The organism is Gluconobacter sp. R75690 (assembly GCF_015244525.1).
Lineage (GTDB): Bacteria > Pseudomonadota > Alphaproteobacteria > Acetobacterales > Acetobacteraceae > Gluconobacter > Gluconobacter potus.
Genome location: NZ_JABCQB010000009.1, coordinates 102,502 through 125,695, shown reverse-complemented (window position 1 = coordinate 125,695; position 23,194 = coordinate 102,502). Strand labels below are relative to the sequence as shown.

The window sequence follows — 23,194 nt, the reverse complement described above, 5'->3', positions numbered from 1 at the left end:
CTCAGGGCTCATTCAGATCGATCCATGCAAGATGGCCGCCTTTTCCGGCACCGAGATCGGTAAAGACAGCCGTGCCTCCCAGACGTCCCGTCCGGCGCCAGGGGCGTCCGTCGGTCGAGCGGCGGTCATGGCCGACATAGACCGTCATCCCTTCAGGGATGCGGTTGATCCAGGTCAGGCGGCGTTCGGGATAGCCATCCGGCTGCATGCGGCCGGTGGTTTCACCAAAAAGGGCGCGGGACAGCGGCGCGGACATCTCGCCCAGACCCGGCACCGGGGAATGGGAGAGCATGGCCGTATGAAATCCGCCATGCACGAACAGGGAGCGACCGATCCGCAGCCATGTCGGCGCCTGATCGATGGCCCTGTAGGCGCGTTCGGGAAGCCCCTCATATTCCGGCAGCGAAATCTGGCGCAGCGTTTCCTCAAGCGGGGGGTCACGTCGCAGGCGCCTGCCTTCGAGGGCGCGGCCCAGCTTGCGGTCATGGTTGCCGAGAATGAACAGACCGCGCTGCTGCTCCAGAAGTTCGAGCATCAGTTCCATCACGCCGGCGCTGTCGGGGCCGTGATCGACGAGGTCTCCGAGCTGGATGACAAAGCGGTCGGTTGCGGTGGCATGACGGAAAGCGTTGAAATCACCATGCACGTCTCCCACGACACGGATGCCGTGTTCACGGATTCGCGTCATGATGGGTTCGGGAAGGGGTGGATCAACGAAGATGGCGCGTGCTTTCCGGTTTTCCTTCTATCAAAGGGCCAGAACGGTCCAACGTCAATTTATCTGTTTGAGAAAATTGACCTCAGCCGTCCACAAGCGCGACGGCGCGCCCCAGATCGACTGACAGGACCCGGCTTACACCACGTTCCTGCATCGTGACACCATAAAGACGATCCATGTGCGCCATTGTCAGCTGATGATGCGTCACGACCAGGAAGCGCGTACCGGCTTCCTTCGTCATGTCGGACAGCAGGGAGCAGAAACGCTCGACATTCGCATCATCCAGCGGCGCATCGACTTCATCGAGCACGCAGATCGGCGCGGGGTTGCAGCGGAAGGTTGCGAAGATCAGCGAAAGCGCAGTCAGGGCCTGCTCGCCACCCGAAAGCAGGGAGAGCGTCGAGAGCTTCTTACCCGGTGGCTGGGCGAAGATTTCCAGTCCCGCTTCCAGCGGATCATCGCTGCCGACCATGCCCAGATGCGCGCGTCCGCCGCCGAACATGCGGGCGAACAGGGACTGGAAATGCCGGTCCACTTCCGAAAAGACCGCCAGCAGGCGCTCGCGTCCTTCGCGGTTGATCGTGCCGATCCCGCCGCGTAGCCTGTTGATGGCGGCCGTCAGTTCGGCGTGTTCGCGGGCGATGGTCTCGGCTGTTTCGCGCGCTTCCTCGAATTCGGCTTCGGCCCGCAGATTGACCGCGCCCAGGTCTTCGCGCTCGCGGGTCAGGCGGGAAAGGCGGCGGCGGGTCGAGGTCTCGGCCTGTTCGGAAAGATCGGACGGATAGGCAGCTCCCTGTGCCCCGCCTTCGGGAGGTTCGCTGTCGGCCAGCAGGCGCTCGCGGGCGGCGACGGCCTGCTCGGCGCGCTCGGTCAGGCGTGCGATGGCTTCCCGGCCTGCCGCCAGCGCCAGGTCGGCGTTGCGGCGCTGCTCCTGCGCTTCCAGCCCCGCAGCCCCCGCCGCTTCGTCCCGGGCGCGTGCCGCGTCATAAGCGTTCTGGGCATCCGTCAGGGTCTGATCGTGACCGGCGAGTTTCCGTTCCAGCTCGGCAGGGACTGCGCTGTGTGTCTGAAAGCTGTCCCGCAGTTCGTCCCGTCGGCTCCTCAGATGCGCAAGACTGGCTTCTTCGCCGGCGATCCGGGTGCCGAGCGCCTCAAGCCGGGCGCGGACCGCAGCCAGGGCGCCGGTCAGACGGACGTCTTCAAGAGACAACCGACCGCTCTCGGTCCGGGCGGCATCCAACAGATGGCGGGTTTCGTGAAGGGGCGTCGTGGCGTCCAGAACTGCCTGTTCCAGTATTGCAGGATCCGGCCTCTCGGCCAGTTCGGCCGTCCGTCTGGTATGATCGTCACGCAGGCGGGTGACGAGGTCGTGCAACTCCCGCTGACGCGGTTCCAGCGCGGAACGCCGGGCGAGGGCCGTTGCGGCGGACTGGTCGAGTGCCTGAAGCTCCCGCGTCAGGCGGGTGGCGTCTTCACGGCTTTTCCTTGCCGCCTGCGATGCTGCCTCGGCAGAGGAACGTGCCTGATCGAAAACCTGCTGCGAGGCCTGAGACGCGGCTTGCAGTGTGGGGATATCGGGCCGGTTGTCCTGCTGCTGGAGTGCAACACGCTGGGCCGTCAGACGCTCGTGTTCCTGCTCCAGTCGGCTCAGGCCTTCATCCAGATCCCGCAAGCGGGTGAGCGTGCTGTCATGCCGCAGAAGGGCCTGATCCAGTGCGCGGGAGGCGGTGTCGGCAGCACTCCGCGCATCCTGAAGGCTGTTGCTGGCGTCGCGCAGGGCATTGCGGGCGTTTTCGGCGTCCTGAGCGCTGGTCTGTGCCCTGAGCAGCAGATCGTCGGGAGCGGGATGGGCTTCCAGTTCGGCTTCGGCCTGCGTGGCTGCATTCTGGGCATTGGTCAGAGCGGTCTCGGCGTCCTTCAGGCGTTCCGCAGCCTGTTCCCACTGGGTGCGGGCGAGGGCTGCCTTCTGCTCGATCCGCGATGCCACGGTCCGGGCTTCGGCCAACTTTGGCTCCAGCGTCGTGCGGTCGCGACGCAGGGTTGCGAGGGCTGCTTCGGCTTGTTTGCGGGCCTCGATGGCTATGGTGCAGGTCTGGCTCAGGCGGGGCTGATCGGATTGATGGGACTGAAGCAGGGTCCGCGCTTCCGTCAGACGCCGCCGCTGCTCCAGCCGGGCGGCTCCGGCGTCCGGGGCATCGGCGGAGCGCGTAAAACCATCCCAGCGCCAGAGCGCACCGCTGCGGCAGACCAGAACCTGTCCCGGCTGGAGGGTTTTCTGCAACGCCGGTCCGGCGCTGGCGTCGTCGAGCAGGAATGCGGCGTCCAGACAGCGTTGGAGCGCCGTAGGGGCCTGAACGAGATCCGAGAGCGGACGACATCCCGCCAGTTCCGCGACGGTAAGCCGGTCCAGAGAGCGCCAGCGCCGGTCGGCGGGAATGCTGTCCGGAGCCAGGGACGCGTCCAGCCCGTCCGCCAGCACCGCCGCGACGGCGCGGGCCATGTCTGCCGGGAGGTCCAGCGCGTCTTCCAGCGGATCGGGCTGGGCGGCAACCGCGTTGAGGCTCTGTTCCAGCCCTTCGCACTCGCCCTGTGTCCGCAGGATAAGCGTTTCCAGTGCGGACAGGGCCTGCCGGGCCTGTGTTTCCTGTTCGCGCGCCTCGGCCAGTGTGGCTTCCGCCTCTGTGAGGGCCTTTTGCAGACCCGTCAGGCGCTCTTCGGTTTGTGTGACGGTATTGCGGGCATCCTGAACGGCCTGTTCGGGCACAAGGGCGGCCCGGGCCGTTGTCTCCGCCGTAGTGGCCAACTGAGCTTTCTGCCGTGCCTGATCGAGGGACTGCCGGGCCTGTTCAACGGTTCGGAGAAGCGCCTTGCGACGCTGCGTGCCTTCTTCTGCCGCAGCGCGGGTTTCCAGCCAGAGGGCGCCGAGCCGCTCCTGTTCCTGACGGGCGTGGTTTTCCCGCGTCTGGGCTTCGGTCAGGGCCTGTGCCGTGCTGTCGCGGGCCGCTTCAAGCTCGGCTCTTGCCTCCCCGGTCAGCAGTGCGGCCTGAGCGGCATTCCGTGTGGTCCGGTCCTGCGTGATCTGGGTCTGGGTCGTCTGAAGACGTCTGTCCAGATCGGCTTCCGTGGCCTGAAGCGCTTCGAGGCGGCTTCTCCCTTCAGCCAGTGCCCGTCCGTCCAGCTCGGCCTTGAGGCGCGCCTCCTGCAACGCGGTTGTGCAGTCCTGTTCCCGGCCGCTGGCGAGCTGCGCCTGTTCCTGCGTCGACGCGGCCTTCTGACGCAGCGTCTCCAGTGTGTCGTTATCGGGGGTCGCCTGATCCAGTGCCGCGATTTCCGCTTCAAGGGCGTCCAGCGCGCCGATTTCCGCATCCAGACGGAGGGTCAGGGCATCCAGCCCTTCCATCACGCCGTCCCTGCGGATGGCTTCGGCATCACGCAGGCGGGTCGCATTTTCCAGGGCGAGGGCCTGCTCCTTTTCGAGCGCATCCAGACGTTCGCACTCTGCTGTGCAGGATGAGCGCAGACCGGGCAGAGCGGCCATTTCGGCTTCAAGGCCTGCACATTCTTCCGCGGCACTCTGCCGGGCTTCCCGGTTCGCCGTCAGGCTGGCTTCGCTGCGGGTCAGGTCTCCTTCGGCCTGTTCAAGACGCAGGCGGCTGTCGGACTCGGTCTGCCGGGCGCGGTCGAGATCCTGCTTCAGGATTTCGGACTGGACCTTCAGCCGCTCCAGAGCGCTTCGCAGACGGTCCGTCTCCTCTCGGGCCTGAGGGGCGGCCTTGCGGGCCTCGAACTCGGCCGTGGCGGCGGCTTCTGCGGCCAGCTCGGCCTTTTTCAGGTCCTCGCGCGCTTTTGCCAGATCATCCCGGCTGCGCTGGACAGCCAGATTGGCCCGGGCATGAAGCAGGGCGTGAAGTTCGGTTTCCGTCTGGCGGATCTTCTCGGAAATCTCGCGGTATTTCCGGGCCTGAACGGTCTGGCCCTCAAGGCTTTCAAGCCGTTCCTCGAGCTGAAGGCGCAGGTCTTCGGCGCGGGAAAGGTTCGTCTCGGTCTGGCGCAGCTTGAGTTCGGCGTCATGGCGCCGGGCGTGCAGGCCGGTGATGCCCGCAGCCTCTTCGAGCAGCAGGCGCCGTTCCTCGGGCTTGGCCGCGATGAGCTGGCCGACGCGGTTCTGGCTGATGATGGCGGAACTGCGTGCACCCGACGCCAGATCGGCAAACAGGGTCTGGACGTCGCGGGCGCGCATGACGCGGCCGTTGATACGGTATTCGCTACCAGATCCGCGCTCGGCCCGACGACTTATTTCCAGCTCGTCCGCGTCCTGAAACGGGGATGGGGCCAGACCGGTCGCATTGCTGAGATGAAGCGTGACCTGAGCGATATTGCGGGCCGAGCGCGCGCCGGTGCCCGCGAAGATCAGGTCATCGAGTTCCCCGCCACGCAGGGCGCGGGCGGAAGTTTCGCCCATGGCCCAGCGCAGGCCTTCGACGACATTGGACTTGCCGCAGCCGTTCGGCCCGATGATCCCCGTCAGGCCCGGAAGGATATCGAGACGCACCTCATCGGCGAAACTCTTGAAACCGCCAATGCTCAGGCGGTCGATCGTCGTGGCGCGGCTCGACATCAGGGTATGGAGATACTGGTCCTACCTTAGCGGATCAGGACGCCTTGGCGACGAGATCGGCGAACTTTTCGTAGGTTTCCGGATCCTGGTCGTAATGCGTGTTGTTGAAGCGGAAATACGGCGTGCCCTGGATGTTGTAGGTGTCCGAATCCTTTTTGACCTGATCGAACAGCGCCTCGGCGAACACGTTATCCTTGCTGATGGCGTCGAACTGCGCAGCCGAAACGCCGGCGAGGGCGGACATCTGTTGCAGGCGCTGCATCGGGTCGCCACCGGATGCGAAGGCCCACTGCATCTGGCTGGAGAACAGGGCTTCGAGGAAGGGGACGTAACGCTCTTCCGGCAGGGAGCGGGCCACCATGGCCGCCGTCAGGCCGACGCGATCTCCGCAGAAATCATGGAACTGATAGCGGATCTTGCCGGTATCAATGAGCTGTTCCTTGATCTTGGGGAATTCTTCCGTCGCGAAATGCGCGCAGTGCGTGCAGGTCAGGGAGAACCATTCCTGAACCAGGACCTTGGCATTCGGGTTGCCGATGATACGCGGGCTCAGCCGGGCATCGGTCGAGCCTGCACCGGCCGCGCGGGCCGTGCCGGCGGCAGTTCCGGCTACGGCGAGAGCCGGCGCGGCAGAGACGAAAAAGCGGCGGGAAAGGGAAAGACGGGTCATTCAGGAAGCCTTTGCAACTGCTTTGGCGAAATCATCATAGCTCCCGACCACGTCGGGCGCGGGAACATCATTGATGCGGAAATATGGCGTGCCCTGGATCTGGAGGAAAGCGCCGTCACGGTCCTGCCTGTTGATAATGGACTCGCGCAGGGCATTATCGGCATTGATCTTGTCGAATTCGGCAGCACTCACGCCGAACAGCGCCGCGCGCTTTTTCAGCTCAGCGATGGGGTCGATGTTCTGTGCGAAGGCCCACTCGTCCTGATGGTCGAGCAGATCCGTCACGAAGGGCTCGTACCGCTCGGCGGGCAGGGAGCGTGAGACCATGGACGCCAGCAGGGCAACCTGATCGAGCGGGAAATCATGGAAGCGGTAGCGGATCTTTCCCGTATCGATCAGGTTCTTGCGGATCTGGGGAAAGATCTCCTGCGCGAAATGGGCGCAGTGCGAGCAGGTCAGCGAGAACCACTCGTCCACGATCACCTTTGCATCCGGCAAGCCGATGACCCGGGGCCCCATGCGCGGATCGCTGGCAGGCAGGTCATCTGCCCGTGCAAACGGCACGGCCGCACTGGCCACAAGGGCCATTCCGGAAGCGAGAAGGGTACGGCGGCCGAGAGGCTGGTCGGCAGACATGGGCGGGGCTCCGCTGGAAACGATGTGATACTCGAACGATGAACCGGGGCCTCCGTCAAGAGCCCCGGTCATCTTCCTGCGTCTTGAGAGCGGGAAGCGGCTTGTTTTCCCAGCCTTCCGGAACCCGCATGCGCAGGGAACGGATATGCCGGGCATCCGCATCCAGAACCCGGAATTCCAGGCCGCTTTCATGGGTCAGCACCTCGTCCTTGGCCGGGACATGCTCGGCCAGACGGAACACCAGACCACCAACTGTCTCGATCTCGGCCTCGCGTTCGGCATCCGTCAGGACAGCGCCAAGCCGTTCTTCAAGCTGTCGGACAGGGAGACGGGCGTCGATATCGAACGAACCGTCCGGACGTTCCACCCACATGGTCGTGACCGGATCGTCATGCTCGTCGGAAATGTCGCCCACGATGGTCTCGATCAGATCCTCGATCGTCACGAGCCCGTCGATGCTGCCATATTCGTCGATCACCAGGGCCATGTGCATCTGGCGCTGGCGCATCTGAAGCAGCAGGTCCAGCACCGGGATGGTCGGCGCGATCATCAGCGGCTGACGCAGGAGCGGGCGGATATCGAAGGCTTCCGGATCGCCGACATAGGCGATCAGGTCCTTCACATGGATCATGCCCGCGATGTCATCGAGCTGGTCACGATAGACGGGAAGGCGGGAATGGTTTTCCCGGCGCATCAGGTCCAGCGCCTCGTTGAAGGGCAGGGCCTCGGGCATGGCGACGATGTCCGCGCGCGGGATCATGACGTCATCCGCCGTGATGTCCCGCAGGCGCAGCACGTTCATGATGAGGGCGCGTTCCTGCCGGTCGAGTTCCGGTTCGTCGCCCGCATCCTCGGTCGGCTGTCCGGCTTCCTGAACGAGGGTGGCGATGGACTCGCGCAGGCCCTGATCGCGCCCGCGGCGGTTGAAAAGTCCGAAAAGGCCGCGGGAAGGGCGGCTCTTGCCCGACTCTTCGGTCGGGCGGTCGTGTGAATCGTCACTCATATCCGGACACTCCCAGCCTGCTGCCAGTTCCCCTGGCGCCAAGGATCCCCAAAACCGAGGGACCGCAGGGTACGGGTCTCAATTCCTTCCATTTCCCGGGCCTCGCCGGGATGATGATGATCGTAACCGGCAAGATGCAGTGCGCCATGCACCACAAGATGCGACAGATGCGCCCTCAGTGAGCGCCGGGCAGCCGCTGCTTCGCGGCGTACCGTCTCGTAACCCAGTACGATGTCTCCGCCATGCATGGGCGAGAGAGGCTCGAACGTCAGGACGTTCGTGGGCTTGTTCTTGTCCCGGAAGCGCGCATTGAGGCGCTTGACGATCCGGTCTGTCGCCAGAAGGATCGAAGGAGCCGGAGACTGCGTGAAGTCGGGTCCACCCTGACGGGCGACCGCGACGAGGGCGCGCCGGATTGCACGCTCCGTCCCCGGAACCGAGGCGCGCCAGCGCGCGTCCTCGATGAGGATGTCAGTACCGGCGTGTCGACTTGGAGGTTCCATTGTTTTCCCGGCGCAGCCTGTTCCGGAACACGTCCCGGGGGGCTGGCGCTTTCTGTTCATAGGCATCGACGATACGGGCAACCAGCGGATGGCGCACCACATCTTCGGAAGAAAAGCGCGTGATGCCGATTCCCTTGATGCCTTCGAGGGTCTCGACCGCTTCACGCAGACCGGATGATACACCATTCGGCAGATCGATCTGACTCAGATCGCCCGTAATGGCCATGCGTGTTCCTTCACCCATACGGGTGAGGAACATCTTCATCTGGGCTGCGGTCGTATTCTGGGCTTCGTCCAGAATGACGTAGGAATGAGCCAGGGTACGCCCGCGCATGAAAGCAAGCGGTGCCACCTCGATCTCACCCGTCCCCATGCGGCGCACCACCTGATCGCCCGGCATCATGTCATGCAGGGCGTCATAGAGCGGACGCAGATAGGGATCGATCTTTTCGCGCATGTCGCCGGGCAGGAAACCGAGGCGCTCACCAGCCTCAACGGCCGGGCGCGAGAGAATGATCCGGTCGACCTGTCCGGCGAGCAGCATGCCCACGGCCTGCGCTACGGCCAGATAGGTCTTGCCCGTACCGGCCGGGCCGATGCCGAATACCATGTCGGTATTGGCCAGCATTTCCATATAGGCGGCCTGACCATGCGAACGCGGTGCGATGACGCCGCGCTTGGTCTTGATGGCAGGCAGATCCCCGAATGCCGTTGCGGGCATGTTCTGCGGCTTGCCATGGCCCTTTTCCTGACGCCGGTGGCCATTATTGCCACGCGGACGTTCTTCAGGAGCGGGCCGGGCCTGCCTCGTGTCGACCGGGCGTTCCGGGCGGCTCGGCAGGGCCGTCAGGCGGATGACACCATCGACCTGCGAGGCATCGATCGTGCCACCCTGTTCGAGCTGGTTGTACAGCGCGATGATGGCCGCCTGTGCGCGGCCGACCGATTCCGTCTCTCCGGAAATGGCGATCTTGTTGCCACGACAGGACAGCTTGACGTCGAATCCTTCCTCAAGCCGGACAAGATGCCGGTCATGGTCCCCCAGCAGGCGCTGGAGCAGGATGTTGTCGTTGAAGCGAAGGGCAACGGTGCGGTTGCCTTCGGAGCCACTACTGGTGGCGACGGGACGGGTCGGGTGCGTTGTCAGCAAGCGGAGGCTGTCTCCCGGATCAGGGTGCCGCCCAGGGAGTTGGTGCGGCGCGTGGTGATGGCGACCTTGACGGTGGACCCGATCAGATGATCCGGTCCGTCGAAATGAACGGGTTGCAGATAGGGGGAACGCCCGGCGATCTGCCCGGGCTTGCGGCCCCGGTTCGTCACCAGGATTTCCTGCACCGTTCCGACCATGTCGGCATTGAAGGCGTCCTGCTGTTCGCGCAGAAGCGCCTGCAACTCGGCCAGACGGCGATCCTTCACGTCCTCGGGCACCTGCATCGGCTGGCCAGCAGCTGGGGTGCCAGGACGGGGGGAATATTTGAAGCTGTAGGCCATGGCGAAACCGATATCGCGCACGAGCTGCATGGTCGCTTCGAAATCCTCTTCCGTCTCGCCGGGATGGCCGACGATGAAATCGGAAGACAGGGCCAGATCGGGGCGGGCTTCACGCAGCTTGCGGACGCTCTCGCGGTATTCGTCCGCCGTGTGCCCGCGGTTCATGGCCTTGAGGATCCGGTCCGATCCGCTTTGTACGGGCAAATGCAGGAAGGGCATGAGGGCCGGATTGTCCCGGTGCGCGTCGATAAGGCTCTGGTCCACGTCGCGCGGGTGAGACGTCATGTAGCGGATGCGGCCCAGACCGGGGATCTGCGCGAGCTGGTCGACCAGCCCGGCCAGAGTCTCACTTCCACCCTTGCCGTCATCGCCATGATAGGCGTTGACGTTCTGACCGAGCAGCGTGATCTCGCGTACGCCGCTTTCCGCCATCCGGCGTGCCTCGGCGAGAACCGAAGCGACCGGGCGGCTCGTTTCCGCGCCCCGGGTGTAGGGCACCACGCAGAACGAACAGAACTTGTCGCAGCCTTCCTGAATGGTCAGGAACGCCGTGAGATTACCCTGTGTCTGTGGGGCGGCATCCGTGGGCAGGAAATCAAACTTCTGCTCGACCGGGAAGTCGGTCTCAATCACGGCACCACCGGCGCGGGCGGCGCGGGCCACCATTTCGGGCAGCTTGTGATAGGTCTGTGGCCCGAGCACCAGATCTACATAAGGCGCGCGGGAAAGGATGACTTCACCTTCCGCCTGGGCCACACATCCCGCAACCGCGATAATGGTCCGGTCAGCCCCAGTGCTCATCCGCTCGTCACGGATCTTGCGCAGGCGTCCGAGTTCGGAAAAGACCTTTTCGGTCGCTCGTTCGCGGATATGGCAGGTGTTGAGGATGACCATGTCGGCGTCTTCGGGGCGCTCGACCGGGCCATAACCCAGCGGCCGCAGGACATCGGCCATGCGCGCGCTGTCATAGACATTCATCTGGCAGCCCCATGTAATGACATGAAGGCCCCGTGGAGCATGTCCGATGGACGCGGTGTCGGAAGAGGCAGGCACGGCTGGGGAAGTCGGGGCAGTCAAGGTCTCGGTCCGGGAATGGCAGAATCAGGCACACACATCGGGGCAGACATCCACGGGGTCAAGCCTGTTCCGGAGAACGGCGAACCGAATGTCACGGGCCGACGGATTGTCAGACGGGCCTGAATGGGTATCACCACCTCCGGACACGCAGGCTGGATTACCGCCGTGTCATGATCCGAAAGTGGCGTGTGGGCAGGCTTCAAGTCAAGACAAACATGATGACAGGGCCCGGTTTCGCGCAGATTTCAGGACCGGGCCGTGTCTGTCTGGCCGCGCCGGAGTTCTGCCGCGCCGTCATTGACGACCTTGAACGTGGCGCGCGCGAGTTCCTTGCGGGAGCGGTAATCCTCGGGATTGATGGGATCATGTAGCATCAGCGAGGCGCCCATCGAACGCCATTGCCCGAACGACCAGAGATGGGGGGCAAGGTCCATGTCCCCGTACCATGAAAAGACATTCCGACGGCTGCGCCCGACCGGCAGGCCTTCAAGGCGGTCATAGACCACTGAGACGGGCTGGATCAGGACCGGAGGGGCCTTGGGAAGCCCAGCCTGTTCCAGCCGGCCGGGTTTTGCGACGGCAAAGAACGATGACAGGAACGGAAGGACCCGCGAGCCGTCGGAGGATGTGCCTTCCGGAAACAGGACGATGTCGTCTCCGTCCCACAGGCGTGCCGCCATGTCCTGCAGTTCGCGGCCGGTGTCCTGACGGTTGCGGCTGACGAAAATCGTCCGGCCCAGTCGCGAGGCCGTGCCGATGAGAGGCCATTTCCCGACTTCGCCCTTGGCGACGAACACGCCGGGCAGGGCGCTGCCGATGATGATGATGTCGAGCCAGGAGCAGTGATTGGCCACGAACACGACCGGACGCTGCCCGCTGCGGACATCCTTTGCACTCCGCACGCCGCCAGCGCTCTGGCCGATGACGGTGGTCCTGATTCCCATGATCAGGCACACGCCTTTCCAGAGCAACTGCGGCATCAAGATCTTCAGGCGTCCGGGAAGACGGATGAGGATGGCCTGGATGCAGCACACCCAGAATGCCCAGATCAGGACAAGCGACAGCCGCCTGATGCAGCGCAGGCGGCTGTACAGGGTGGTCGACGTTGTCGGCTGGGAGGCCGGAAAGTCGGGATTTCCCTCCAGGACAGGACGGTTGTGACCGCGCCGGCCGTTCGGGGTCTTGGCATCACGATGGGACATGGGTGCTGAGTGATACGGTTTTCGCGGGGGGGACACAATCTTGTTTGTTGGCTTGTTTATCGGCCTGCCTCTCGGGTTGTCTGTCGGGTGCCGCCGGTGCAGGGCAGTTTTCCGGACCGCTCCTGTCCGGGAGGACTTGACAGGGAGCGCCGTGCAAGGTTCCTCGGATGGTAGCAGCCGCCTTGTTCGGTCTGCGCTCTCGTGTTCCGGTTTTCCCAAGGCCGGAAATGCCCTCAAGACGGATTTCAGGACGCACGGTGAAGTCAGGCCGCAGCCCCGTTTCTTTTTCTGTGTCAGTTGCTTCGATGTCCTGCATTCTGGGCATCGTGACGGTGTTCTGCGCGCCCTTGCCGGCGGAAGCGAAGGCGTCGAAAGCGGCGGCAAACGCAAAGCCGGTGACGGATGGCACGTCCGATCCTGCCATTCCCTATGCCGTAACGCTGACGCCGACGAAACAGGCGGATCTGGACGCAGCGATCGCCGCATCCTCGCAGCTCAAATCCCTTCAGACGTCCCACACCGTCGGGGCCTATGCACTCGCCGGGCGGATCCGCAGCGATTATGATCGCGTCAACAGCGCCCTTGAATCGCAGGGATATTATGCGGGCTCGGTGAAGATCAGCGTCAAGGCGGGCGCACGGACCGTGGATGGCAAGGATCCGTCCCTGCCGGATATTCTCAAGGCGCTCGGCAAAAACCAGAAGGTCGCGATCACGATTTCGGCCACGATCGGACCGAGGTTCAGTCTGGGAAACGTGGCGCTGACCACGCCGCCACAGGAAGCCCCCGCCGCATCCGTTCCAGCACCCACGCCAACGACTCCCACGGCGACGGCGCCTGCCATGAAGGACCCGACCGCCAAGGCACCGGCGGCAAAGGTGGCTGCTAAAACATCATCGGGGAAAGCGTCCTCTGACGGAAAATCCGTCCCGACCCCGCCGCCCGCTGCGGCGGTGGCGGCGACCTCGGAGCAGGCGATCGCACAGGCCCAGCCGGTCATCCTTCTGCCCGAAGAGCGCAAGGCATTCGGCCTGTCTTCAGGGCAGCCTGCCGTGGCGGCGGACGTTCTGGCCGCACAGAACAGCCTGCTCAACCAGCTTCAGGAAGAAGGCTACGCTACGGCGAGTGTCTCGAGCCCTCTGGCCTATCTGAAGCCTCAGACGCATAAGCTGGATATCGTGTTCCGGGTGAACCGCGGACCAAAGGTCGTGATCGGCCCCATCAGTATGACGGGGCTGGCGCATACCAAACAGCGCTATCTCATGAACCGGCTGGAACTGAAGGAAGGCGAGCTTTACCGCCCCTCCCGGATCGAGGCCGCGCGGCAGGATCTGGCTAGCACAGGCGTCTTCGCGTCCGTTCAGGTCCGTAATGCTCCGCCGATCATTACCCTTCCGCCCTCGCGCACTCTCATGCCGGGCATCCTGCAGGCCATGCCGATCGAATTCGGGTTCAAGGAAGCCAAGCGGCGGACCCTGTCTGCCGAAATCGGATATTCGACCGATCTGGGCGGGCGTGTCGGTGTGAGCTGGACGCATCACAACCTGCTGGGCAATGCCGAGCAGCTGCGCCTGACCGCCCTGATCACGGGGCTTGGCGGCTCCGCCCAGCAGGGGCTGGGTTATGACGTCTACGCGGATTTCATGAAGCCGGACTTCCTGTCCAAGGGGCAGAACCTGAGCGTGCGTCTCGAAGGCATCCGCCAGCTTCTTTATTCCTATCATCAGACCGCCATCATCGGCCGCGCGGGGCTGAACCGGCATGTCGGAAAATACTGGAACGTCTCGGGCGGCGTGATGGGGGAGCAGGAACAGATCCAGCAGTTCGGCGATACGCGAAGCTACTTCATTATCGCCGCCCCTCTGAACGCCACATTCGACAACACCCAGCTTTCCAACCCGATCGACCCGGCGACGCATGGCGTCCGCGCTTCGCTTTCGGTGACGCCCTCTGAATCGCTTGAGAGCGGATCGTCGTTTTTCACGCTGCTGTCGGCGCAGGTCTCGACCTATTTCGATCTGAAGCATCTGGGCATTTCCCGCCCTGGACGCAGTGTGATTGCCGTGCGTGGCATCGTAGGCTCGGTGCAGGGTGCGTCCACCTACCAGATCCCGCCCGATCAGCGGCTCTATGCCGGTGGCCCGGCGACCGTGCGCGGGTTCCGCTATCAGGGTGTCGGGCCGCAATACGGCAAGACGAAATACGGCATCGGCGGCACGTCCATGGATGCAGGCAGTGTCGAGTTCCGCCAGCGCCTGCCGATGAATCTGGGTTTCGCCGGGTTTGTGGATGCCGGTCAGGTGGGCACGGGTTCACGGCCGGGGCAGGGCACGCTGCGGGTCGGTTATGGTGGTGGCGTGCGCTATTTCACGCCGATCGGCCCGATCCGCGTGGATGTGGCGCTGCCGATGAACCGTCCGGCTTACGGCGATAAATGGGAACTGTATTTCGGCCTCGGGGAGACGTTCTGATGCGTGTTCGCAGGATTCTTCTCCGTGTCGCAGCCGGTCTGGTCATCGTGCCCGTGGGGCTTGTGGCCGTGGCAGTTACGGGCGTTCTGGTCGGGATCAACATCTCGCCCGGCCAGCGCCTGATCGAGCGCAAGATCGGCCCGCTGACGGGTGGCATGGTCGAAATTTCCGGACTTTCGGGCTTCCTGCCGCATCATCTGGCGGTGGCGAAACTGCTCATCAAGGATACGAAAGGCCCCTGGATCGAGCTGGATAATGCCGACTTGCGCTGGTCGCCGCTGTCCCTGCTGCATCTGGATGCGAAGATCACCAATCTGAGCGCCTCGCGGGTCGCCGTCCTGCGCAAGATGGTCTCCGGTCCGGAAACGACGCCTGCAAAGCCCACGACGACCAGCACGGCACCCTCGAAGCTGCATCTGCGTGTCGATCTGGCATCGCTGCATGTCGGGCGGCTGGAAATCGGGCCGGACTATACCGTCACGCCGACGGCTTTCTCGCTGGACGGTCACGCCCATATCCACAGCATCGCGCCGTTTCTGGATGGCGTGACGGTGAAGACGCTGCCGGTCATGGATGTGGCGCTGGCCCTGAAACGGCTCGATCAGCCGGGCAGTCTGACGCTGAACGTCCAGACGCCGAAGAAGCGCATTGCAGTCGGGATCCGGTTTCAGGAAGGCGACAACGGTTTTGCCACGACGCTGGGCCAGATGCCGCAACTTGACCCGCTGGATCTGCACCTGAACCTCAACGGGCCACGTACGGCGTCCGTGCTGGATTTCGGCCTGGGCGCAGGCCCCATCAAGGCTTCGGCCACTGGTACGATGAACCAGCTGACGCGTGTCGGGGACCTGCATGTGAAGGCCAACGCGCCTTCCATGACGCTGCGCCCCGGGATCGCGTGGAATGCCATCGCGCTCGATACGGATCTACATGGGCCGCTGACGGCGCCGAACGGGCAGGGTGTTCTGGATATCGACTCGCTGACGGCGGTGGGTGCCGGGATCGGGCATCTGCACGCGCAGTTCGAGGGCGTCGAGAGCGATCAGCCTGATGATGCGACGGGCCATCTGACCGCTTCTCTGGACGGACTGAGAATCCCGGGCTCCCAGCCCACGCTTCTGGCCGCAGCTCCCCTGACGCTGGATGTTCTGGCACACCCGCTGGCACCGTCCGCGCCGATCGTGGCGAAGCTGGATCATCCGCTGCTTCATGCCACGGCGACGGCGGATCTGAAGCCGGCTGCGAAAGGGCATCTGGATCTTGATCTGCCGGATCTGCATCCGCTGGCGGCGATGGGCAGCACGGACCTCAAGGGGAGCGCCGGGCTGCATGCCGATTTCGCCATGCCCGTCACGAAGCAGGACGATCTGACGCTGAAAAGCACGGGGACGCTCGCGATCACGGGCGGTCAGGCACAGGCCGTGAACCTGATCGGCAAGACGGGCACGTTCTCGCTGGATCTGACGAAATCGCCCGCCAATGTCCTGACGCTGAAAAGCTTCGGACTGGATGGCGCGGCCCTGCACATGCTGGTATCGTCCGTCATCGATATGGCGCATGGCAACCGGATGCAGACGAAAGCCTCCGTCCAGTTGCCCGATCTCGCAAAGGCCAGCCCTGCCATTCTCGGCAATACGACGCTGACCGCCACGGCCGATGGCCCGACGGATGATCTCGCGGTCAAGGCCGACCTGAAGGGGGATTTTGGCACAAAAGAAGTCGCGAAAGGGCCCGTGGAACTGCACGCGGACTTCCAGCATCTGCCCTCCCATCCGGATGGGACGCTGACGGCCAAAGGCACCCTGGATCACGCGCCACTCGTGCTCGATACGGTGCTTCAGCAGGATGATGCGGGCGCGTATCATCTGGATCTCAACACGCTGGGCTGGAACAGCCTGACCGGGAAGGGCAAGCTACGTCTGCCCAAGGGGGCAAAAGTTCCGCTCGGGGATCTGGACGTCTCGATCCGCAATCTGGGCGATTTCCAGCGTCTGATCGGGCAGGCGATTTCAGGTCATCTGGCGCTGGGCCTGCACACGACGGAAGCCGAAGGCGCTCCGCCTGTGGTAAAGCTCGGGCTCGACGGGATGCTGTCGATGGCGCAGGCCGCCGTCCAGTCCCTGAAGGTCAGCGGCACCATCACCAATCCGATCGACGCACCCGAACCCGCGCTGGTGCTGGATCTGGCCGGGATGCGCTATCAGGCCATGACGGGCAAGGCCCATGCCACGATCAAGGGCCCGCAGACCGCGATGGCCATTGCGCTGAACGCAGCCTTCCAGAACGTGATGGATGCCCCGGCCAATATCGACACCGCACTTGTGCTGAACGTGCCCGAAAAGACGGTGCGCCTCGGGCAATTGACGGCTCTGGCCAAGGGCGAGAGCCTGCGTCTGAGCAGGCCTGCGGTGGTATCCTTCGGCAAGACGATGGGTGTGGATCATCTTCTGGCGACGGTGGCCCCGCAGGGTGTCGCGCCTGCAACGATCGATGTGGCGGGAACGCTGAAACCGGCGCTCTCGCTCACGGCGCGTCTGGATCACATCACGCCTGCAATCGCCAAACCTTTCGCGCCCGATCTGTCGGCCACGGGCGCGATTTCGCTTAATGCCAAACTCGGTGGAACGCTGGCCGCGCCGACGGGCACTGTCTCGCTGACCGGGCGTGACCTGCGGATGCGGACCGGGCCTGCGGCGTCCCTTCCGGCCGCGCAGATCCTGGCCAATGTGGGTCTCGCCGGCAGCTCCGCGAAGGTTGATGCGACTCTGGGCGCCGGTCCGTCCGTCGCGCTGGCCGTACGGGGCACAGCGCCGCTTTCCAGCACGGGTGCGATGGCGCTTGCGACCACGGGGCATGTTGACCTGTCCGTGGGCAATGCCGTCCTGGGCGCCAGTGGCATGGGAGTGGCTGGCAAGGTCGGCATCAACCTCAATGTCGCCGGAACGGCCGCGCAGCCGCGGGCAACGGGTCAGGTGACGCTGGAAAATGCCTCCTTCGATCACTACGCCCAGGGCGTGCATCTTAATCACATCGATGGCGCGCTTGTCGCGTCGGGGGATAGCATCGCCGTCAATCATATCGTTGCCCATGCGGGGCCGGGAACGATCGTGCTGGAAGGAACAGTCGGAGCCTTCCGGCCTGATCTTCCGGTTGATCTGCACATCACGTCCGAAAAAGCCCGGCCGGTTTCAAGCGACCTGCTGACCGCGACGATCAACACCGATCTGCATATCCACGGGCAGGCCACGACGCGGCTGGATGTGGACGGGAAAGTCAATATTCCCAACGCCACGATCAACATTCCGGACTCCATGCCGGCCTCCGTCCCGCAGCTCGATGTTATCCGTCCGGGGCAGAAACCGCCGTCCAGTTCCAGCTCGAGCCTGATCATCGGGCTGGGCGTGGATGTGATTTCGCCGGGCGAGTTCTTCGTGCGCGGTCATGGCGTCTTCGCGGAAATGCAGGGCCGTCTGCGCGTGCGCGGGACAAGCGCGGAACCTGCGGTCAGCGGTGGCTTTGATCTCAAGCGGGGCAATTTCAATCTGGGCGGCATCAACCTCAACTTCACCAACGGGCGTGTGGCGTTCAATGGCTCGGGCGTGAACCACAAGCTTGATCCGACGCTGGATTTCCGCGCCGATCGCAACGCCAGCGGGACACTCGCGAGCCTTCTGGTGACGGGCTATGCCAGCGCGCCGAAGATCGACTTCGCTTCCACGCCAAGCCTGCCGCGCGATCAGGTCCTGTCCATCCTGCTGTTCGGCACCGACAGTCATTCGCTCTCCACGACGCAGCTTGCTGAACTTGGTGCGGCCGTGGTGCAGCTTGCGGGTGGCTCGGCCTTCGATCCGCTGAGCAAGGTTCGCAACCTCCTGGGGCTGGACCGTCTGGCCGTAGGCGGTGGCAGCGGCGTGGACAATGGCGGCACCAGTGTCGAGGCCGGGAAATACGTCATGAAGGGCGTCTATGTCGGCGCCAAGCAGGCGACATCCGGCTCCGGCACGCAGGCACAGGTCCAGATCGACCTGACGAAGCGGCTGAAGTTCAACACGACGGTCGGCACGGGCGGTCAGGTCACGGGCTTTACGACGCCGGAAAACGATCCGGGATCGAGCATCGGCCTGTCCTACGGCTACAGCTACTGAGCTTTAGTGGGCGGAAACGGCGTCTTCGAGGCGCCGTTTCACGCGCTCCACGACGTCCGACCAGTCCCCGAAACGGGTCTGACGGACGATCGTCATCTGCGGATACCAAGGCGTATCCTCACGCCCATGCAGCCAGCGCCAGCAGTTATTGACGCGGTCCATCATGATGACAGGCTTGCCCAGGCCGCCTGCCAGATGAACGGCTGACGTATCGACCGAGACGATGATGTCGAGGTTCACCATCAGCGCCGCCGTGTCGTCCATCGTGTGACATTCGGGCATGAGATTGATCAGTTCGCCAGGAAAATCCGGGATCTGTTCGGCCGGGCGATCCTTTTGCAGGGAATAGAAACTTGCGCCCTCGATGCCGGCCAGAGATGCAAGTGCGGAAAGCGGCATGGAACGCTGGCGATCCACCATCAGGGCCGCCGTATCCTCGGGACGCGCGGCCCCAGCCCAGACGAGGCCGATCCTGAACTTGCGATCGTCCTGAAGGCGCTGGCGCCATGTCTCGGCTTTCCGGCGATCCGCGCTGAGATAGGGCACAGGGGCGCCCATCGCGTCGGGCGTGCCGGAAAAGGCGCGGGGCAGGCTGATGAACGGGCAGTGATAGTCGTATTCCGGCGTTTCGCCGCCAAACTGCACTTCCGCAACCCCAGCGACACGTTCGCAGATCGCCGCCAGTGTCTCGGTGCCCCAGATGTGGACGATGGCGCCTGTCCGGGCGAGGGGCGGGATGTAGCGCAGATACATGAGCGTATCGCCCAACCCCTCCTCCTGCGTGACGAGGACGCGCTTGCCCTTAAGGTCGAGCGATGGGGAAATGTTGGGTAGGAGCCGGTCCAGCGGCATGCTGGTATGGCCCGGCAGCCCGAAGCGCCATTCATGCTCCACCCAGCCCTGCGCCATGCGTCCGCTCTTGAGCATGGTGATGGAATGGTTCAGACGCAGGCGCGGGTCTTTGGGCGCCATGGGAACCGCCTGCCGGTACAGATTGGCTGCTTCTTCCATCCGCCCGAGGCTGCTGAGGATGCAGGCCATGTTGCAGATCGGTTCCCAGTCCTGCGGATCGCTCTCGCGCAGATCGTGCATGACTGCGAGTGCATCCTCGAAACGGCCGGTTTCCGTCAGGAGAAGGGCGAGCAGGTTGAGCGTGCCGCGGTTGCCGGGACGGTGGCGCAGACTCCGGCGCAGAAGGAGTTCCGCCTCGTCGAAGCGTGCAAGCTGGATCAGAACCGTCGCTTCGGCATCCATCAGCCGGGCATCATCGGGTTTGCGCCTGCGGCAGATTTCCAGCAGCGGCAGCAGATCGTCCCGCCGCCGCATGGAAACGGCTTCGTCCAGCAGCAGCGCAATGGCATGCGGGCCGACATTGGCACTGGCTTTTTCAAGCTCTTCCGCGCATTCGGCGTAGCGGTAAAGGTGAAACAGTGCGCGCGCCCGGACATAATGCAAGGCCGGGATTTCAGTCGTATCGTCCGTGGAGGCGCCCGCGATGGCCAGCGCTTCTTCGGCGTCTTTACGGGCGAGGGCATGCTGTGCCCAGGTCAGGCGAGCGGAGGGGCTGGCCTGGTCGTTTTCGGTCGCTGGGGCCGGATCTTCAGGGGCTGGTCTGTCCAGACTGGCAGACATGCGGATCTCCTAGTCCGAGGCCGCCGATGTCATTTCCAGAAGGGCCTCCAGAATGCTTGCTAGCGTATAAGGCTTCGAGATGAAACGGTCCCGCGCGGGATCACCGGAGGTCTCGTCACGCCGCAGGTCGCCATGGCCGCTGATATAGATGACCGGAAGATCGGGCCAGCGTTCACGGGCCGGCTGGACAAGGGTCATGCCATCCCCGTCCGGGAGGGTCATGTCCGCCACGAGGGCATCGAGCTTCGGCTCCGCGCCGATGATGGCGCGGGCTTCGGCACAGTTGTCCGCTTCCCTGACCGTCAGGCCGCTGTCGAGCAGGAACTCCGCCAGGCAGGTCCGGATGAGGAAATCATCCTCGATCAGCAGAACGGTAAGGGAAGGGGCCATAAAGAGTTACGAGGACCAGTTGTTTTCGAAATCGCCATAGAGCGTCAGGCCACCATCGACATACAGGGTCTGACCCGTGATGTAGGTGCTGTCCTCGGCGGCAAGGAAAGTGATGGCATCCGCGATTTCGCGGCTTTCGCCAGGGCGCTTCATCGGGATGTGGCTTGAGACGGCCTTGTACTGTTCGGGATCGTTGATCCAGGACATGTTGATCGGCGTCACGATGGCGCCGGGCGCCACGGCATTCACCCGGATGCCGCGGCTGGCATATTCCAGTGCCAGTGTGCGGACGATGTTGCCAACGGCACCCTTGGACGCGGAATAGCCCAGATAATGCGGCTTGGGGATGATCTGGTGAACGGAGGAGTTCACGATGATCGTGCCCTTGATGCCGTTTTCCAGCCAGTAGCGCAGGACCTCGCGGCACGGCAGCATCACGCCCGTGACGTTGACGGCCATCACGCCTTCAAAATCTTCGAGCTTGATGTCTTCTGACGGGGAGGGGATCTGATAGCCCGCATTGCAGACCAGAACGTCGAGACCGCCCATGTCCTTGATGCTCTCGGCGACCAGACGCTTGACGTCATCTTCTTTGGAAATGTCACCCGTCGCGATCGGGTGCTCTCCGCCGGAGACCTTGGGCAGCTTCTCGCGGACGGCGATCAGCTTGTCTTCCTTGCGGCCGTTGAGGGCGACCTGCGCGCCTTCTTCGGCAAAACGAAGCGCGGTGGCCTCGCCAATTCCCTGGGACGCCCCGGTGACGAGGACTTTCTTGCCGGCGAAACGGTCTTTGTAAGGGGCAGGCATCTGGCCTCACCTCTCCTTGTGAATGCAGGTTTGAAACCGTGACTGAAAACGCCTCACGGAAAAGATCTCTCGTGTCGCCAACGCGAGAGACCCCGTCCGGGATGCGAAGAAAACCACAGCCTGATTCATATTGGAGAAGCGCAGCCTTTTCAAACTGCGCTCCTGACCGCGCTTCAGGCGGCCTTCATGGTCTTGGTCAGGTTTTCGAGAACCTGTGCGGGATCAACGTTTTCGAGAACGGCGACCTCGGCCACGAAACGCTCCTGCGCGGCTTCGAACAGCTTGCGTTCGGAGAAGCTGCCATCGAGGCTGTCGACATTGCGGCGCAGGTCACGCAGAACCTCGGCGATCTGGATCAGATCACCGGAGTTGATCTTTTCCTGATAGGCGACGGCGCGGCGGGCCCACATGCCCTTGCTGACATGCGGCTTGCCCTTGATGACGGTCATCGCCTTGTCAACGATGTCGCGCGTGACGATCTTGCGCAGGCCGGCCTTGCGGGCCTTGGCCAGCGGGATGCGCAGTGTCATCTGGTTGCCGGGGAACGAGATCTGGATCATCTCGATAACGGTATCGGCGACATCGACCATGCCGATCTTGTCCACGCGTCCGACGCCATGCGCGGCGTAGACAATGGAGTCACCTTCGCGGAACGGGTCCGCATCGTGTTCCGGATCGGTCTGACGGGCAGTGTTGTTGGCTGCGACACGAGCCATTTCATCGGTCATGCCGCCCTTCTGGGGGCTTTTGAACGTGTTCATAGCCTTGGCTTATAGCAGAAAAACCCCCTGCTGTCTTGTCTGATCGCAAGGGGGCAGCCCGGGGCTCCTGTGTCCGTCAGGGCTGAACGCCGTGTATGGCCTGGATGGGATCGGGCGGGATATCCCCGATCGGTTGCAGGAGATCGCGCTCGATCGTGCGGGCCATGGTCAGCATGGGCAGGGCGTGGACGCTCTTCGTGAACGGCTCCTGAAGGTCGCGTCCGCTGCGGTCGAGCATCTGGAACAGCATGCCGATGATGCTGGAGCCCAGTGGCGTGATCCAGCCAAGCGTCTGTACGGCCGAGAGCGGCAGGATGATGCAGAACAGATGCGTCGCGATCTCGGGCAGGAGGGAATACTGCGCGGGAAGCGGGGTGTTCCTGATCCGCTCCAGGCCGCCCTGTGCGTTGGCGATGTCGGACAGGATGCGGTCCACGGTGCCATGCACCGCGCCGTCGATTCCCTTGCGTTCGACTTCGTCCCGTACCCCCAGGCCGATCTGGTAGAGCAGCATGTTGGCCGTGTTCGAGCAGGAAAAGACCTTCTCGTACATCTCAGGCGTCAGCAGTCTCCTGGTGTCCTCGTTGGGCGGATCGCCCCTCAGCGCCGCGCGCAGGACATGCGGATAGGCGGCCATGGCGCGGGCCAGATCCGGACGTCCGCCCAGAAGGGTCGCGGCTTCACGGCCGAAGGAGCGGCAGTTGTTGGTGATCGCGCCCCACAGGGTCCGGCCTTCCCACCAGCGGTTATAGGCGGCGTTGTTGCGCATGCTCAGAAAGATCGCGAGCGCCGAGCCCATCAGGGAAATCGGAAGTGCCGGCTGCTCCATCCAGTCCTGGTGAAAGATCTGGAACAGGACGACCACGACGAAGTCCCACAGGGTCAGGATGATCAGGGGGGGAAGGGATTCCCGGAAAAGAATGGCCAGTCCATGTGGACGGTTGACGATCAAACGGCTGTCTCCTCGGATGACGGGATATGCTGGGACATTGCGGACGAGCGTAGCGGCGAAGTCAGTCTCCGGCCAACACCAAAGGGTGTCTGTCACTTTACTTTCTTTTGCAGCGGCC

Annotated in this window: 16 protein-coding genes; 2 read left to right on the top strand and 14 right to left on the bottom strand. The window is 63.8% G+C overall.

Translation table 11 applies throughout. The features are described 5' to 3' along the window. Position 1 precedes the first annotated feature (1 nt). From HKD27_RS11695 to HKD27_RS11655, 9 genes are all read right to left on the bottom strand, one after another. A complete protein-coding gene (locus HKD27_RS11695) occupies positions 2–688 on the bottom strand; it encodes a metallophosphoesterase (RefSeq protein WP_011253515.1) in 687 nt (228 codons plus the stop codon). A 112-nt stretch (positions 689–800) separates the two neighbouring features. After that, the gene (locus HKD27_RS11690; protein WP_194689592.1) at positions 801–5,336 is read right to left on the bottom strand and encodes an AAA family ATPase; all 4,536 of its coding nucleotides are present in this window, start codon (positions 5,334–5,336) and stop codon (positions 801–803) included. Positions 5,337–5,370: 34 nt separating this feature from the next. After that, on the bottom strand, positions 5,371–6,006 hold the full coding sequence (locus tag HKD27_RS11685) for a thioredoxin domain-containing protein (RefSeq protein ID WP_062496804.1): 636 nt from the start codon (positions 6,004–6,006) through the stop codon (positions 5,371–5,373). Then, a complete protein-coding gene (locus tag HKD27_RS11680) occupies positions 6,007–6,642 on the bottom strand; it encodes a thioredoxin domain-containing protein (protein ID WP_194689593.1) in 636 nt (211 codons plus the stop codon). Positions 6,643–6,697: 55 nt separating this feature from the next. Further along, positions 6,698–7,645: a hemolysin family protein gene (locus tag HKD27_RS11675; protein ID WP_062456716.1), complete on the bottom strand. Its 948-nt coding sequence runs from the start codon at positions 7,643–7,645 to the stop codon at positions 6,698–6,700. Further along, positions 7,642–8,148 carry an rRNA maturation RNase YbeY gene (gene ybeY, locus HKD27_RS11670; RefSeq protein WP_194689594.1) on the bottom strand — a complete coding sequence of 169 codons (507 nt, stop codon included), beginning with the start codon at positions 8,146–8,148 and terminating at the stop codon, positions 7,642–7,644. Before ybeY ends, HKD27_RS11675 begins: the two co-directional genes overlap by 4 nt. Continuing rightward, entirely contained in the window at positions 8,117–9,298 is a 1,182-nt protein-coding gene (locus HKD27_RS11665) for a PhoH family protein (protein ID WP_194689595.1), read from the bottom strand. The genes ybeY and HKD27_RS11665 overlap by 32 nt, the downstream gene beginning before the upstream one ends. Further along, the gene (gene miaB / locus HKD27_RS11660) at positions 9,292–10,692 is read right to left on the bottom strand and encodes a tRNA (N6-isopentenyl adenosine(37)-C2)-methylthiotransferase MiaB (protein WP_194689672.1); all 1,401 of its coding nucleotides are present in this window, start codon (positions 10,690–10,692) and stop codon (positions 9,292–9,294) included. The genes HKD27_RS11665 and miaB overlap by 7 nt, the downstream gene beginning before the upstream one ends. Positions 10,693–10,961: 269 nt before the next feature. Further along, entirely contained in the window at positions 10,962–11,918 is a 957-nt protein-coding gene (locus HKD27_RS11655; RefSeq protein ID WP_194689596.1) for a 1-acyl-sn-glycerol-3-phosphate acyltransferase, read from the bottom strand. 305 nt (positions 11,919–12,223) lie between these two features. On the opposite strand from HKD27_RS11655, the gene HKD27_RS11650 reads away from it, so the two are divergent. Both HKD27_RS11650 and HKD27_RS11645 read left to right on the top strand, forming a co-directional pair. After that, positions 12,224–14,389: an autotransporter assembly complex family protein gene (locus HKD27_RS11650; protein WP_228518486.1), complete on the top strand. Its 2,166-nt coding sequence runs from the start codon at positions 12,224–12,226 to the stop codon at positions 14,387–14,389. Further along, positions 14,389–18,534 carry a translocation/assembly module TamB domain-containing protein gene (locus tag HKD27_RS11645; RefSeq protein WP_194689598.1) on the top strand — a complete coding sequence of 1,382 codons (4,146 nt, stop codon included), beginning with the start codon at positions 14,389–14,391 and terminating at the stop codon, positions 18,532–18,534. The genes HKD27_RS11650 and HKD27_RS11645 overlap by 1 nt, the downstream gene beginning before the upstream one ends. Before the next feature lie 3 nt (positions 18,535–18,537). Here the strand turns inward: HKD27_RS11645 and HKD27_RS11640 are convergent, their stop codons facing one another. The 5 genes from HKD27_RS11640 to HKD27_RS11620 all read right to left on the bottom strand — a co-directional run bounded on the left by HKD27_RS11640 (position 18,538) and on the right by HKD27_RS11620 (position 23,076). Next, positions 18,538–20,166, bottom strand: coding sequence for a tetratricopeptide repeat protein (locus HKD27_RS11640; RefSeq protein WP_194689599.1), 1,629 nt, complete (start codon positions 20,164–20,166; stop codon positions 18,538–18,540). A gap of 9 nt (positions 20,167–20,175) precedes the next feature. Next, positions 20,176–20,556 carry a response regulator gene (locus tag HKD27_RS11635; protein ID WP_011253527.1) on the bottom strand — a complete coding sequence of 127 codons (381 nt, stop codon included), beginning with the start codon at positions 20,554–20,556 and terminating at the stop codon, positions 20,176–20,178. Between the two features lie 6 nt (positions 20,557–20,562). Next, positions 20,563–21,363, bottom strand: a complete 801-nt coding sequence (locus HKD27_RS11630; RefSeq protein WP_194689600.1) for an SDR family NAD(P)-dependent oxidoreductase — start codon at positions 21,361–21,363, stop codon at positions 20,563–20,565. A gap of 173 nt (positions 21,364–21,536) precedes the next feature. Further along, a complete protein-coding gene (locus HKD27_RS11625; RefSeq protein ID WP_062496786.1) occupies positions 21,537–22,124 on the bottom strand; it encodes a CarD family transcriptional regulator in 588 nt (195 codons plus the stop codon). 76 nt (positions 22,125–22,200) lie between these two features. Continuing rightward, positions 22,201–23,076: a bestrophin family protein gene (locus HKD27_RS11620; protein WP_194689601.1), complete on the bottom strand. Its 876-nt coding sequence runs from the start codon at positions 23,074–23,076 to the stop codon at positions 22,201–22,203. Positions 23,077–23,194 lie beyond the last annotated feature (118 nt).